15 protein-coding genes are annotated in these 14,253 nt (G+C 68.7%); all 15 read left to right on the top strand.

The genetic code is table 11. From position 1 onward, the window contains the following. The first annotated feature begins 2 nt into the window (after positions 1-2). The 15 genes from OG254_RS31590 (at position 3) to OG254_RS31520 (ending at position 14,215) form a co-directional block, all read left to right on the top strand. Positions 3-1,211 carry a 3-deoxy-7-phosphoheptulonate synthase gene (locus tag OG254_RS31590; protein ID WP_405588430.1) on the top strand — a complete coding sequence of 403 codons (1,209 nt, stop codon included), beginning with the start codon at positions 3-5 and terminating at the stop codon, positions 1,209-1,211. Next, positions 1,199-1,822 carry an isochorismatase family protein gene (locus tag OG254_RS31585; protein ID WP_405588428.1) on the top strand — a complete coding sequence of 208 codons (624 nt, stop codon included), beginning with the start codon at positions 1,199-1,201 and terminating at the stop codon, positions 1,820-1,822. The genes OG254_RS31590 and OG254_RS31585 overlap by 13 nt, the downstream gene beginning before the upstream one ends. Further along, a complete protein-coding gene (locus tag OG254_RS31580; RefSeq protein WP_405588425.1) occupies positions 1,819-3,729 on the top strand; it encodes an anthranilate synthase family protein in 1,911 nt (636 codons plus the stop codon). The genes OG254_RS31585 and OG254_RS31580 overlap by 4 nt, the downstream gene beginning before the upstream one ends. Beyond that, positions 3,726-4,073, top strand: coding sequence for a hypothetical protein (locus OG254_RS31575; RefSeq protein WP_405588422.1), 348 nt, complete (start codon positions 3,726-3,728; stop codon positions 4,071-4,073). The genes OG254_RS31580 and OG254_RS31575 overlap by 4 nt, the downstream gene beginning before the upstream one ends. Continuing rightward, positions 4,070-4,687, top strand: a complete 618-nt coding sequence (locus tag OG254_RS31570) for a pyridoxal 5'-phosphate synthase (protein WP_405588419.1) — start codon at positions 4,070-4,072, stop codon at positions 4,685-4,687. The genes OG254_RS31575 and OG254_RS31570 overlap by 4 nt, the downstream gene beginning before the upstream one ends. A 42-nt stretch (positions 4,688-4,729) precedes the next feature. Beyond that, entirely contained in the window at positions 4,730-6,589 is a 1,860-nt protein-coding gene (gene asnB / locus OG254_RS31565) for an asparagine synthase (glutamine-hydrolyzing) (RefSeq protein ID WP_405588416.1), read from the top strand. A gap of 78 nt (positions 6,590-6,667) precedes the next feature. After that, positions 6,668-7,069, top strand: a complete 402-nt coding sequence (locus tag OG254_RS31560) for a RidA family protein (protein WP_405588414.1) — start codon at positions 6,668-6,670, stop codon at positions 7,067-7,069. Positions 7,070-7,193: 124 nt separating this feature from the next. Continuing rightward, positions 7,194-7,685: a PhzA/PhzB family protein gene (locus tag OG254_RS31555; protein ID WP_405588411.1), complete on the top strand. Its 492-nt coding sequence runs from the start codon at positions 7,194-7,196 to the stop codon at positions 7,683-7,685. A 47-nt stretch (positions 7,686-7,732) separates the two neighbouring features. Further along, positions 7,733-8,143: a VOC family protein gene (locus tag OG254_RS31550; RefSeq protein ID WP_405588408.1), complete on the top strand. Its 411-nt coding sequence runs from the start codon at positions 7,733-7,735 to the stop codon at positions 8,141-8,143. A gap of 39 nt (positions 8,144-8,182) precedes the next feature. After that, entirely contained in the window at positions 8,183-8,557 is a 375-nt protein-coding gene (locus tag OG254_RS31545; RefSeq protein WP_405588405.1) for a DUF4186 domain-containing protein, read from the top strand. A 62-nt stretch (positions 8,558-8,619) separates the two neighbouring features. Continuing rightward, on the top strand, positions 8,620-9,636 hold the full coding sequence (locus OG254_RS31540) for a methyltransferase (RefSeq protein ID WP_405588403.1): 1,017 nt from the start codon (positions 8,620-8,622) through the stop codon (positions 9,634-9,636). Between the two features lie 61 nt (positions 9,637-9,697). Beyond that, positions 9,698-10,174, top strand: a complete 477-nt coding sequence (locus OG254_RS31535) for a DUF488 family protein (RefSeq protein WP_405595299.1) — start codon at positions 9,698-9,700, stop codon at positions 10,172-10,174. 236 nt (positions 10,175-10,410) lie between these two features. Continuing rightward, positions 10,411-11,847 carry an asparaginase domain-containing protein gene (locus OG254_RS31530; protein ID WP_405588400.1) on the top strand — a complete coding sequence of 479 codons (1,437 nt, stop codon included), beginning with the start codon at positions 10,411-10,413 and terminating at the stop codon, positions 11,845-11,847. 56 nt (positions 11,848-11,903) lie between these two features. Next, positions 11,904-12,734: a PhzF family phenazine biosynthesis protein gene (locus OG254_RS31525; RefSeq protein ID WP_405588397.1), complete on the top strand. Its 831-nt coding sequence runs from the start codon at positions 11,904-11,906 to the stop codon at positions 12,732-12,734. Positions 12,735-12,865: 131 nt separating this feature from the next. Beyond that, entirely contained in the window at positions 12,866-14,215 is a 1,350-nt protein-coding gene (locus tag OG254_RS31520; protein WP_405588394.1) for a replication-associated recombination protein A, read from the top strand. The last annotated feature ends 38 nt before the right edge of the window (positions 14,216-14,253 follow it).

Raw genomic sequence — 14,253 nt, 5'->3', positions numbered from 1 at the left:
GCTTGAACGTCACCTCGCTCGAAGTTTCACAGGCCCCGGTTGCGCGGCAGCAGCCTCAGTGGGGTGACCCGACGCAGGTCAAGCAGGTCAGGGATGTACTGGCGGCCCTTCCCCCGCTCGTGGAGACCGAATCGCTGAACAGGCTCCGGGGGCTGCTCGCCGGCGTTGCCGCCGGGCATGCGCAGGTGGTGCAGGCGGGTGACTGCGCGGAGGACCCCGCGGAATGCACCGCGATGGACGTGGAGCGCAAGACGGGACTCCTCAACGTGCTCGCCGGCGTCATGAACGCGATCACTCATCAGCCGGTGGTGCGGGTGGGCCGGATCGGAGGCCAGTACGCCAAGCCCCGGTCGGCGCCCACCGAGTGGGTCGGCGGCGTCGAAATCCCGGTGTACCGGGGGCACATGGTCAACGGTCCGGAGCCGGACCTGCACGCACGGCGGCCCGATCCCCGGCGCCTGTTATCGGGCTACCGTGCGGCGAGCCAGGTCATGGCCAACCTCGGTCCGACACCGCGGGCGCGCATCGAGCCGGCCGTGTGGACCAGCCACGAGGCTCTGCTGCTCGACTACGAGATCCCGATGCTGCGCCGGGACCGGGAGGGCCGGCTCGCGCTCACCTCCACCCACTGGCCGTGGATCGGCGAGCGAACCCGCGAGGTCGAGGGGGCTCATGTCGCGTTGCTGGCGGATGTGGTCAACCCGGTTGCGTGCAAGGTCGGGCCGCGTATGACGGTCACCGATCTGCTCGGGTTGTGCGCGCGGCTCGACCCCGGACAGGAGCCGGGCCGCCTCACCTTGATCGCCCGGATGGGGGCCGACGCGACCATGGATCTGCTGCCGCCGCTGGTTCGGGCCGTGCGCGCCGCCGGACACCCGGTGATCTGGCTGGTCGACCCCATGCACGCCAACACGGTGACCACCGCCGAGGGACGCAAGACCCGGATCGTGGAAACGATCGTCCAGGAGGTCACGGCGTTCCAGTTCGCCGTCCGCACGGCCGGCGGGACACCGGGCGGAATACACCTGGAGACCACCCCTGATGACGTGACCGAATGCGTCGACGCCAGATACGGCACCGACCGCATCGGTGACAACTACACGACCTTGTGCGACCCGCGACTCAACCCCCGCCAGGCGGTGTCGGTGGTCTCGGCCTGGCAGACGCAGATGATGATGAACCGAGCCGAGGAAGAACCGTGCCGGGTATAGCGCCGATCCCCGCCTACGCCCTGCCGACGACGGGCGAACTGCCCACCAGCACCGCTCGGTGGACCCTCGACCCGAGCCGGGCCGCGCTGCTCGTGCACGACATGCAGCGCTATTTCCTCGCGCCGTTCGACGCGTCGGTGCGCGACCCGCTGGTGCGCCACTGCGTGCGGCTGCGGGAGCGCTGCGCCGCGCTCGGGTTACCGGTGTTCTACACCGCGCAGCCCGGTGGCATGACGGAGCAGGAACGCGGCCTGCTGAAGGACTTCTGGGGCCCGGGCATGAGGGTGGACCCCCTCGATCGTCTGATCGTCGAGGAGCTCGCGCCCCGGCCGACGGACCGGGTGCTCACCAAGTGGCGCTACAGCGCGTTCTTCCGCTCGGACCTGCTGGAGCAGATGCGCGACCAGAACCGCGACCAGCTGATCGTCTGCGGGGTGTACGCGCACGTCGGTGTGCTGGTGACGGCCGTCGAGGCGTTCACCAACGACATCCAGCCGTTCCTGGTCGCCGACGCCGTTGGCGACTTCTCCGCCGAGCACCACCGGCTGGCCCTCGACTACGCGGCCGCTCGCTGCTCGGTGGTCACGACCACCGAGGAGGTCTTCCGATGAACTCGCGGCAGTTGCTCGAACACGTGCTGGGACCCAATCCGGGCCCCTTCGCCCTGCTGCACCGCCCCGAGACCCTGGGCCTGGACCGGATGGAGATCCTGCTGGGCCAGGTCAGCACCCCGGCCCGGCTGGCCGACATCCCGCTGCCGGACATCCCGCCGGTCGGGCGGCCCGGCGAGGCCCGCCAGGAAGCCCTGGTCCTGGTGCCCCATCAGCAGATCACCGAGCGCGGCTTCGCTGCCGCCGCGGACGGCTCACCGCTGCTCGCGATGTCGGTGACCGACCAGGGTCAGATCGCCACGTCCGAGGCGCTGAGACACCTGCCGGACGAGCCGATCACCCTGGCCGGTGGACGTTTCGACACCGAGGACGACGCCTACGCCGACACGGTGCGCGCGGTGCTCGCCAACGAGATAGGCACCGGAGAGGGCTCGAACTTCGTCATCAAGCGCTCGTTCGTCACCACCATCACCGGGTACTCCACGCGCAGCGCACTGAGCCTGTTCCGCCGGTTGCTGACCCGGGAGACCGGCGCCTACTGGACCTTCCTCGTGCACACCGGTACGCGAACCTTCGTCGGCGCCACACCGGAGCGCCACGTCAGCCTGCGGGACGGCATCGCGGCGATGACCCCGATCAGCGGCACCTACCGCTATCCCCCGTCGGGGCCGGTCCTGTCGGAGGTCATGGACTTCCTCACGGACGGCAAAGAGACCGACGAGTTGTACATGGTCCTGGACGAGGAACTGAAAATGATGGCCCGGGTCTGCCGGGGCGGTGGCCGCGTGGTGGGCCCGTTCCTGCGGGAAATGGCCTGGCTTGCACACACCGAGTACATCATCGAGGGGCGCAGCGACCTCGATCCCCGGGACATCCTGCGGGAAACGATGTTCGCGCCCACCGTGACGGGCAGCCCGCTCGAGAACGCCTGCCGGGTGATCGCCCGCTACGAGCCGCGCGGCCGCGGGTACTACGGGGGCGTCGCGGCCCTCATCGGCCGCGACGCCGGCGGCGCGCGCACCCTGGACTCCGCGATCCTCATCCGCACCGCCGACATCAGCACCTCGGACCTCGACGACAGCGGACATGTCGAGGTCGGGGTGGGCGCGACCCTGGTCCGGCACTCCGACCCCGACGCCGAGGTCGCCGAGACCCGTACCAAGGCCGCGGGCCTGCTCTCCGCGCTGGGCGCCGACGAGCGGCTCGACGAACACCCGCTGATCCAGGAAGCCCTGGGCAGGCGCAACGGGACGATCGCACGCTTCTGGCTCAGCGACGCCCACTCGCGATCCCAGCCGCACCCGGTGCTGGCCGGCCGCCGGGCGCTGGTCATCGATGCCGAGGACACCTTCAGCTGGATGCTGGCCCACCAACTGCGCGCCATCGGGCTGACGGTGCAACTCTCGCGCTTCGACGCGCCGCACCGCTTCGACGACCACGATCTCGTCGTACTGGGCCCCGGTCCCGGCGACCCGCGGGACGCCGACCACCCCAGGATGGCCCACCTCACCTCGGCGATCGAGCACTTGCTGGCCCGGCGCATCCCCTTCCTGGCCGTGTGCCTGAGCCATCAGCTGCTGAGCCGGCACCTCGGGCTCGGGCTGAGGCGCCGGGAGGTCCCGAACCAGGGAGTCCAGCGCGAGATCGACCTGTTCGGCTCGCGGGAACGGGTGGGCTTCTACAACTCCTACGTGGCCTGCGGGCGAGCCGAACAGTTGGAGTGTCCGGGAGTCGGCGAGGTGAAGGTCTGCCTGGACGCCGGCACGGGCGAGGTGCATGCCCTGCGCGGGCCGCACTTCAGCTCGGTGCAGTTCCACCTCGAATCGGTGCTCACCCAGGACGGGGAGCGTGTCCTGGGAGAGCTGCTGGCACCGCTGACGGAGACCGAGGAGGTACTCAACGCATGAAAGCCACCATCTCCTGGTGGGACCTCTCCGCGTCCGACCAGACCATCGAGTCCCTGCGCGCACACCTGCGGGACGAGGGCGTGGAGCCCTGGGCGCGGATACACGGGCTGCGGTCGAAGTTCTGGATCTCCGACCCGCAGACCGACCGCTGGGGCGCGGTGATGCTGTGGGAGTCCACGGCCGACCTGACCGCGCCGCTGCCGCCGAACCGGGCCACCGAGCTGATCGGCTACCCGCCGACTCTCCGCATGGCCGCCGATGTCGAGGCCTTCGTCGAAGGTGTCCACTCCGGTCAGGCGGCCGATCCCGGCCCGGCCTTCGGACCGGTGAGGACGTCGTCATGAGGGCGCTGGCCAACTCCGCGGCACCCACCGGGTTCTCCGCCCCGCCCGCCGAACCGATGGGGCTGGTCCGAGCCTGGTTCGACAGCGCGGTCGCGGACGGCGTCTGCAAGCCCGCCTCGCTGGCGTTGGCCACCGCCGACGCCGGCGGCCACGCCTCGACCCGGATGGTGTCGGTGCTCGCGATCCGCGACACGGGGCTGGTGTTCGCCAGCCACGCCGGCAGCCGCAAGGGCCGCGACCTGGCGGAGACGGGCTGGGCATCAGGCGTCTGGTACTGGCGTGAGGTCGACCGGCAGGTGATCGTGAGCGGCCCGACCCACCCGCTGCCCGAGGCGGAATCCGACGCTTTGTGGGCCGCCCGGCCGGTCAGTGCGCTCCCGATGTCGGTGGCTACGCAGCAGAGCGCGCCGCTGCTGGACGAGGACGCGCTCAGGGAACGGGCCCTGGAGCTGAGTCGCGCCGGCTCGGAGCTGCGGCGTCCGGCCACTTGGCTGGGCTACCTGCTCGAACCGGCGTCGGTCGAGTTCTGGCAGACCGCCCCGGACCACCTGTATCCGAGGCTGCGGTACGAACGCGCCGACCCCGGCTGGCGCATTGGCCGCCTCCAACCCTGACCGCGCGCTGGACAGTGCACTCGAGAGGAAGAAGGCAAATCGATGTGTGGCATTACGGGCTGGGTCTCGTTCGACCGGGATCTGACTCAGCAGCGCGCGGCCCTGGACGCGATGACGGCGACCATGGCCTGCCGGGGACCGGACGCCGAGGGCGCCTGGCTCGACCGGCATGCGGCGCTCGGCCATCGAAGGCTGGCCGTCATCGACATCGAAGGTGGCACCCAGCCCATGGTGGTGCACACCGACGACGGTGCGGTGACGATCACCTACAGCGGTGAGGTCTACAACTTCACCGAGCTCAAGAGTGAGTTGCTCCGTCGAGGCCATCAATTCCGGACCCGCAGCGACACCGAGGTGGTTCTCCATGGCTACCTGGAGTGGGGCGAAGCGGTCGCCGAACGGCTCAACGGCATGTACGCCTTCGCCGTCTGGGATGCCAGGGTCGACAAGCTCGTGATGATCCGCGACCGGCTGGGCGTCAAGCCGCTCTACTTCTCCAGCACCGATGACGGGGTGCTCTTCGGCTCCGAGCCGAAGGCGATCCTCGCCAACTCGCTGGCGGACCGCGCGGTCGACCTCGACGGACTGCGCGAACTGGTGAGCTTCACGCAGACGCCGGGGGCCGCGGTGTGGTGCGGGATGCGCGAGGTGGTACCGGGCGGCGTGGTCACCGTCGACCGGGGCGGCCTGCGTGAACACCGCTATTGGACCCTCCCGACCCGTGCCCACACCGACGACCGGCAGACCACCGTCGCCAACGTGCGCTCGCTGCTCGAGGACATCGTGGGCCGTCAACTGGTCTCCGACGTGCCGCGCTGCACACTGCTCTCCGGTGGGCTGGACTCCAGTGTGATCACGGCACTCGCCGCCGCCAAGCTCGGCAAGCCCGGGGAGCACGGCGAGCCCGGCGAGAAGGTGCGCAGCTTCGCGGTGGACTTCGTCGGGCGGGAGGACGACTTCGTCGCCGACGACCTGCGTTCCACGTCGGACGCCCCCTACGCGCGTGAGGTGGCCGCACACGTCGGCTCCCTGCATGAGCCCATCGTGCTCAACCATGCTGCGATCGCCGACCCCGCGGTGCGCCGTGCGGTCATCACCGCGCGGGACAGTCCGCTCAGCCTCGGTGACATGGATGCCTCGCTGTACCTGCTGTTTCAAGCCATCCGCGAGCATTCCACGGTCGCCCTGTCCGGGGAGTCCGCCGACGAGGTCTTCGGCGGGTACAGGTGGTTCCACCAGCCGGAGGCACAGGCCGCGGACACCTTTCCCTGGATGGCAGTCTTTGTCAGCGGCGCACGGGCCCAGGTGTCCGATCGGTTCAATGCCGATATCACCGCTGCCCTCGACCTGCCCACCTATATTCGCGACCGCTATGCCGACGCGGTCGCCGAAGTCGAGCGGGCCGACGGTGAGAGCGACTTCGAGATGCGAATGCGGGTCATGTGCCATCTGCACCTGACGCGTTTCGTGCGTATGCTCCTGGAGCGCAAGGACCGGATCAGCATGGCCGTCGGACTGGAGGTCCGGGTCCCCTTCTGCGACCACCGACTCGTTGAATACGTCTACAACACCCCGTGGTCGATGAAGACATTCGACGGCAGGGAGAAAAGCCTGCTCCGCGCCGCGACTGCCGACCTGCTTCCCCAGTCGGTGCTGAATCGGACCAAGGCTCCCTATCCGGCCACTCTCGATCCGCTGTACACCGGCGCTCTGCTACAACAGTGCAAGGAGCTCCTCACGACCGACGATCCGGTGTTCGATCTGGTCGACCGCAGCTGGCTGGAAGAAATTACGCGGCGTGACTCGGGCGCGATGCCCATCGACGTCCGTAACGGCATGGAGCGAGTACTCGATCTGAGCACCTGGTTGGACATTTACCGCCCCGAGCTCCGTCTCCACTGACACCCTCGATGCCATCGGATTGAGGTGTCGGAGGAGACATCCGCAGGAAACACCCGTCCCACAGGAGAGGTAATTCAAGTGGCACACACGATCGTCAATCCCGACGGTTTGCACGACCCGGGCCCGTTCGGCTACAGCCACACCGCCAACGTCCCGGCAGGCACGGAGCTGGTGTTCGTCTCGGGGCAGTACGGGTCCGGCCCGGACGGCATGGTGGTCTCGAAGGACTTCAACGAGCAGGTCAAGCAGGCCTTCAGCAACCTCGCCACGGCCCTTGCGGCCCACGGGCTCGACCTCACCGACGTCGTCCAGCTCAGGACGTATGTCGTGGAGCCCGACTTCGACAAGCTCGGGGCGATCGGCCAGGCCGTGGCGAGCGGCGGCGCCGACAAGCCGCCCACGCAGACGGTGATCGGGGTGGCCGGCCTGGCCATGCCCGACATCCTGTTCGAGGTGGAAGCGGTCGCCACGCGGTCCTGAAAACCTGCCGCCGCCCGTGTCCGGGGGTCTTCACCCGGACACGGGCGGCGGCGCGGGGCCGTGTGACAAGCACCGAGAACAGGCCACAACTGGACGGTCACATCAAGGAATACGGGGATTCGAGATGGCAAACACCAGTACACAGCCCGAGGGATTCGGCACCGACGTCGAACTCCGCCGCCGGCACCGTGAGGTCGTCGCGGATTACATGAGCCGAAAGGGCGAGAACCGCCTGACGCGGTATCTGCTGTTCGCCGAGGACGGTAGCGCCGGCCTGTACACCACTGATACCGGAGAACCGGTCGTCTCGCAGGGCCACGAGAAACTGAAGGCGCACGGCGAGTGGTCGTTGCGCATGTTCCCGGACTGGGAATGGATCAACGTGCAGATCTTCGAGACACAGGACCCCAACAGGTTCTGGGTCGAGTGTGACGGCAAGGGCGAGATCCGGTACCCGGACTACCCGATCGGCACATACGAGAACCACTTCATACACTCGTTCCTGCTCGAGGACGGAAAAATCAAGCAGAACCGCGAGTTCATGAACCCGTTCCAGCAGTTGCGGGCATTGAGTATCGAGGTGCCGAAGATCAATCGCGGCGGGATCCCCACGTAGGGACCAGGTTCAAGTCGTTCGAAATCACTCACGCCAAGGAGCGTCAGATGGGATCTCAACTCAACCCGTACCTCGCCTTCAACGGGAACGCACGGCAGGCGATGGAGTTCTATCGGGACATCCTCGGCGGAAAACTGGAGCTGGGCACGTACGCCGATTTCGGTTCGCCGGACGCGCCCAACGCCGACCAGGTCATGCACGCCGTGCTCGACACCCCGGACGGCTACCGGCTGATGGCGTGGGACGTCCGCAAGGAGGTGCCGTTCAACCCGGGCAACAACGTCGCGCTGTACCTCGGCGGCCACGACGCCAAAATCCGCGACCACTTCGAGAAGCTGTCGGCCGGCGGCATGGTGACGCTGCCTCTGGCGAAGCAGTCGTGGGGTGACGAGGCCGGCACGCTCGTGGACCGGTTCGGGATCACCTGGATGGTCAACATCAACCAGCGGCAGTCCTGATCGACCACGGGTCACTGCGTTCGAAGGCGCCCCGAACCGATGACGGACGAGTTGGACAAGAGGTTGGAGCGGATCGGGCGGCACCCCTTCCGTGCGAAGTTCCGGCTGGTCGGAAGGGACCGCGCGGTGGTCGACCTGCGCGGGATCGTGACCGTCCGGGGGCATGCCGAGGATCTGATCGGTCGCAGGTTGGCCCCGGCCGAACCGCACAACGACGGCCGCCAGACGCCGTATCGAGGGCATCCCGTCTTCGTCGCCCAGCACGCCACCGCGACGTGCTGTCGCACGTGCCTCGCGCGCTGGCACGGCATCCCCGCCGGGCATGCGCTCGACGAAGCCGAGCGGGCCTACGTCGTGGAGGCGATCTGCCGGTGGATCGTGAAGCAGTACGCGCCCCACTACCCGCCGCCGTGACCAGGCCGACGCCCGCTCGGCGGTGGCCGGCGGGCTCGCCGTGATGGAACAAGGAGGTAAGTGTGACAGTCGAAGTGCAGGCCACTCGAGACGTGGTCGACATAATCACCGGCGGGTGGCGGGCGCAGGCCCTCTACACCGCCGTCAAACTCGGCCTGCCGGACCACATAGAGGCCGGCCGGAACACCTGCGCCGAACTCGCCAAATCAACCGGGGCGAATGAACAGGGCATTCACCGCCTGATGCGCCTGCTGGTGGCGATGGGCGTGTTCGAGGGCAGCGAGTCGACCGGTTACCGGAGCACGACGGTGAGCGCGGCGCTGCTCGACGGCCCTGAGTCCCTGCGCGACATGTGCCTGCTCTACGGCGAGGAGTTCTACTCCGCCTGGGGTCACGCCCACCACGCCATCAGCACGGCGAGCTCGGGTTTCGAAGTCGCCTACGGCCGGTCGTTCTACGACTACCTCAGTCAGGACGCGGCAACCGCGAGGCGATTCCAGCAGACCATGAACGCCGGAAGCATGTTCTTCCACCAGGTGCCCGAGGTCTTCGACTTCTCCGGCGGCAAGACGGTCGTGGACGTGGGCGGAGGAGGCGGGCACCTGCTCGCCACGATCCTCGGCGCCACACCGGATGCCGCGGGCACGCTCTTCGACCGCGCACACATGATGCCCAAGGCGCGTGAGCACCTGGCCGCCGCCGTCGGACTGGACCGCGTCCACCTGGTCGGGGGCGACATGTTCAAGGACGTCCCGACGGGCGGGGACGTCTACATCCTGTGCCGAGTGCTGGCCGGCTGGGACGACGAAGCGGTCGTCAAGGTCTTCGAGAACTGCCGCCGCGCCATGGCGGACTCCTCGTCGCGGCTGCTGATCCTCGATCGTTTCGTCGAGGACGAGGACTCCACCGTGCTGCCGGCGCTGTGGGATCTGCACCTGCTGATGACGACCGGCGGCGAGCACCGCACCCTCGACCGGGTCGAAGGGCTGCTGAACCGGGCCGGTCTGGACATTGCACGGATCGCCGAACTGCCCATGGAAACGACCGCCCTGATCGCCGCGCCACGTCCCCGGAACTGAATGGGCAGAACCGTCGGGTGGAGCACGAGTAACAAGCAGACGGGAGATCTCCGTGCCCAAGATGGCAACCATCGGCGTCTATGGCTTCGACGGCGAGTCTTTTCTGGAACGACTGCAACAGGCCGACGTGTCCCTGCTGCTCGACGTACGTGCGCGCCGCGGCGTCCGAGGACCCGACTACGCCTGGGCGAACTCACGCCGGCTGCAGGCGGCCCTCGCCGATGCCGGGATCGCCTACGAGCACCACCGTGAACTCGCTCCGACCACCGAGTTGCGTCAGCTCCTGTACGCCGAGGACGAACGCCTCGGGGTCGGCAAACGTTCGCGCCGCGAGCTCGCCGGCGAGTACACCCCCCGCTACATCAGCGAGATCCTCGACAGCGCCGACCTCGCGCCGATCGTGTCGGCGCTGCCGGACAGCGGGCTCGCAGCGCTGTTCTGTGTGGAGCGCGACCCCGAGGCCTGCCACCGGTCGTTGGTCGCCCAGCGGCTGACCGAGCGGCACGGCGTCACCATCGAGCACCTGCGGCCGCTGTGATGGGCCACATTCCTCCCGGCGGGGCGCCGCGACCGCGGATCGCGGTGTTCGCCGGGCCGACGGCGACGATTCTGAACACACCGGACCTGATCACGTCGAACAAGGCACGAGGCCGTCACGGTCTCCCGCCACGCCCCTCTCAGTTCGACGTCCTGCGCCCTCAGCGGCTCGCGGCGCCTGTGACGGTGTACATCGAGGCGTTCAGCGCGCACCCCCTCGAACGAGACGCTGCCCATTTGTACGCGCCCCCGGACGGCTGGCTCGACAAAGACGGCTCCTTCCACAATGAGCAGCCTTTCGACGACGCCACACCGGTGTACGTCGTCGAACTCCACCCCGACGACGGTCCCTATCCCCTCCCCTACATGGCCAGGCAAGCGAATGGGTCCGCTTGGGAGGAAACCGCGACCGCACCGTTCGCACCACCGGGAGACGCTCGACAGACGTTCTACCCCGATGCCCGCCGCCTCTACGAGGACATAGAGCGGTTCGGACTTGCTGACCACGGCAGTCCCGTCGAGCTGGGGTCGATCGCCGACTTCGACTTCTTCCGCGCCGCTCCGTCGGGCGGATACACCGCGGGCCCCGATTCCGAGCGCCATGGGCAGGACTTCTTTGTCTACTATCCCTACCACCTGCAGAGCGAACCCGGCCTGACGAACCTCGCCCAGGCGACCAACCAGGTCCAGGCCGTCCTCGCCACGGGCGAGTACGCCGGCGCCCAATGGCTCGAGGGAAGTCCGACCGTCGACGAGACCCTGTACTGGCTCGGACTGATGGTCGATACGACGGTGCCACTCGTCGGACATGCCGCTCAACGCCGTCACCAGTCGTTGAGCGCCGACGGCGACCGCAATGTGGTGGACGGCGTCAAGTACATCGCGTCGGGCGTAGCCGTGAACGAACGGGGCGAAGACCGCGTCGGTGCCTGCGTGATCGTCGATGAACTCGTCTACACGGCCCGGGACGTGACCAAGGTCGACGCCCGGCCAGGGGGTTACGAAGTCACCGGCGGCCATGGCGGTGTCGTGGCCGACCTGGGTGGCTACGGTCCCCCTCAACTCACCTATCTCCCGGCCCGTAGGCACACACATTGCTCGGATCTGCGCCTCACCATGCTCCCCGAGCAGGTGACCGGCGTCGCCGGCGCATTGGACACGGGCGTGTCCCTGGTCGACGTTTCGACCAAGGACGCCGACGGACTCGTACCCACCGCCATGCCGGAAGTCACGATCACCAAGTACAGCCGGTATGCGGCGTCGGGGACCGGCAGCGACGGTCCGCCCGCCCCTGACGACGAAGTCGAGATCCTGGCCCGGATCAAAGCCAATCTCGCCGGGGCGCCACTGGCCGGTTTCGTCTGCGAGGGCATGTCGCCGTTCGGGATGGCCGACCCGACGAGGAACGCGGCATTGAGCGTCGCCCTCTTCGCCGGAATGCCGGTGGTGCGCACCGGCCGTGGCAACACCGGAGGCATGGCGTACCGGGCCGACCCGACGTTCATCGCGGGCAACAACCTCACGGCGACAAAAGCACGCCTGCTTCTCATGGCCGCGCTGCTCAAGCTCGGTGCACTGCCCCCTGCCGCCGATCCGTTCCACCCGACGTCCGACGAGCGTGCGACCACGGAACGTGCAGTCGCCCGGTACCAGGCCCTGTTCGACACCCACTGACCCGATACCTGAACCGACTTCGAGAACGGGAACCCATGGGTACCTATGAGTACGCGGTGGCCGACGTCTTCACCGAAGTCCCGCTGGAAGGCAACCCGACCGCGGTCTTTGTCGATTCCGCCGGTATTTCGCCGGAGCGCATGCAGCAGATAGCCCAGGAGATGCACCTGTCGGAGACCGTATTCGTCCTCCCCGCGGAGGACGACGGTGATGTGCGGGTCCGCATCTTCACCCCGGTGAACGAGTTGCCGTTCGCCGGGCATCCGACCCTGGGCACCGCCATCGTGCTCGGCGAGTCGCACAAGGCGGACACGATCCGGATGGAGACCGCCATGGGCACCGTGGCGTTCGACCTCGATCGTGCCGACGACGGCCGGGCCGGCGCGGCTCGCATGTGGCAACCCGTCCCGACGTGGGAACTCTACGACCGCGCGGACGAGTTGCTCGCGGGCCTCGATCTGGCGGCGTCCGACTGCACCCTGCCGGTCGAGGTCTACCGCAACGGGCCGCGGCACGTGTTCGTCGGCCTGGACAGCGTGGCCGCGCTCTCCGGTCTGGAGCCGGACCAGAGGATTCTCGCCAGGCTGCCCGACATGGCCGCCAACTGCTTTGCGGGATCGGGCTCGCGATGGAGGCTGCGGATGTTCTCGCCCGCCTATGGCGTGGTGGAGGACGCGGCCACCGGCTCGGCCGCCGGTTCGCTCGCGGTACACCTGGCCCGGCACGGTCTGATCCCGTTCGGGGAGTGGATCGAGATCCGCCAGGGCGTCGAGATCGGCCGTCCTTCGACGATGCGGGCCCGGGCGATGGGGACGCCGGAGCGGATCGAGTCGGTCCAGGTGGCGGGATCCGCCGTCGTCGTCGCCCGGGGAACGCTGTACGCGTAGGTGTGACGGCGGACATAGGGTCCCTGCATGAACTACCAACCCACACAGGAAGGGCCACCGCGCGTGTCCGACACTCGCTGCCGACTCCGGCACCTGGATGTGCTGCTCTGTGGTGATGGCCGGGTGGAGGGATGACGACGGAGGAGCAGGGGCTGTTCGACCTGCCGACGTCCGACGCCCCGCCCGCCGAGCCCGTGCGGGCCACCGCGCCGTTGGCGGTGCGGATGCGGCCGCGCACGCTCGACGAGGTCGTCGGCCAGGCGCACCTGCTGCGTCGCGGCGCGCCCCTGCGGCGGTTGGTGGAGGGCGGCGCCGCGGCGTCGGTGCTGCTCTACGGCCCGCCCGGCACCGGGAAGACCACGATCGCGCGCCTGCTCGCCACCGCCGACACCCGGTACTTCGTCGCCCTCTCGGCGCTGTCCAGCGGAGTCAAGGAACTGCGCGACGTGATCAGCGACGCGCGCCGTCGCCAGGACCGCCAGAACCGGCAGACCGTGCTGTTCATCGACGAGGTGCACCGCTTCTCCAAGACCCAGCAGGACGCGTTGCTCGGGGCGGTCGAGGACAGGCTGGTGTTACTCGTCGCCGCCACCACGGAGAACCCGTCGTTCTCGGTGGTGTCGCCGCTGCTGTCGCGGCTGCTGGTGCTGCAGCTCCAGTCGCTGGGCGAGGACGAGGTCCGCGACCTGCTGCGGCGGGCGGTGACGGATCAGCGCGGCCTCGACGGTTCGGTGTCGCTGGCGCCCGAGGCCGAGGATGCCCTGGTGCGCCTTGCCGCCGGCGATGCCCGGAGCGCGCTCACCGCGCTGGAGGCGAGCGCCGACGGAGTGGCTCACACGGGCGGCACGGTGATCGACGTCCCGGCCGTGGAGCGGGCCATCGCCGAGGTCACCGTGCGCTACGACCGGCAGGGCGACCAGCACTACGACATCATCAGCGCCTTCATCAAGTCGATCCGCGGCTCGGACCCCGACGCCGCGCTGCACTACCTGGCCCGCATGCTCGTGGCCGGGGAGGACCCGCGGTTCGTCGCACGGCGGCTGGTGGTGCACGCCAGCGAGGACGTCGGACTGGCCGACCCCACAGCACTGCAGGCCGCCGTCGCCGCGGCGCAGACGGTCCAGCTGATCGGCATGCCCGAGGCCCGCCTCGCCCTGGCACAGGCCACCGTGCATCTGGCCCTGGCGCCGAAGTCGAACGCGGTGATCGTCGGAATCGACGAGGCCATGGCCGAGGTCCGGGCGGGCGCCGTAGGTGAGGTGCCGGCCCACATCCGATACGGCCGCTACGCAGGCGCCGCGGATTTGGGCAACGCCATCGGCTACCGCTACCCCCACAACACGCCCGACGGCGTCCTGGAGCAGCAGTACCCCCCGGACGCCCTGGTGGGCAAGGACTACTACCGCCCCACACAACACGGCGACGAACGCACCCTGCACGAACGCCTCACGAAGCTCCGCCGCGCGGTCCGCGGCGGGTAGGGGTGGGGTATCGGCGCAGAACTCAGGGGCCCGACCCC

The organism is Streptomyces sp. NBC_01092 (genome assembly GCF_045039535.1).
Taxonomy (GTDB): domain Bacteria; phylum Actinomycetota; class Actinomycetes; order Streptomycetales; family Streptomycetaceae; genus Streptomyces.
The sequence above is the reverse complement of the archived record's forward strand: the minus strand, read 5'-3'. Positions and strand labels throughout refer to the sequence as shown.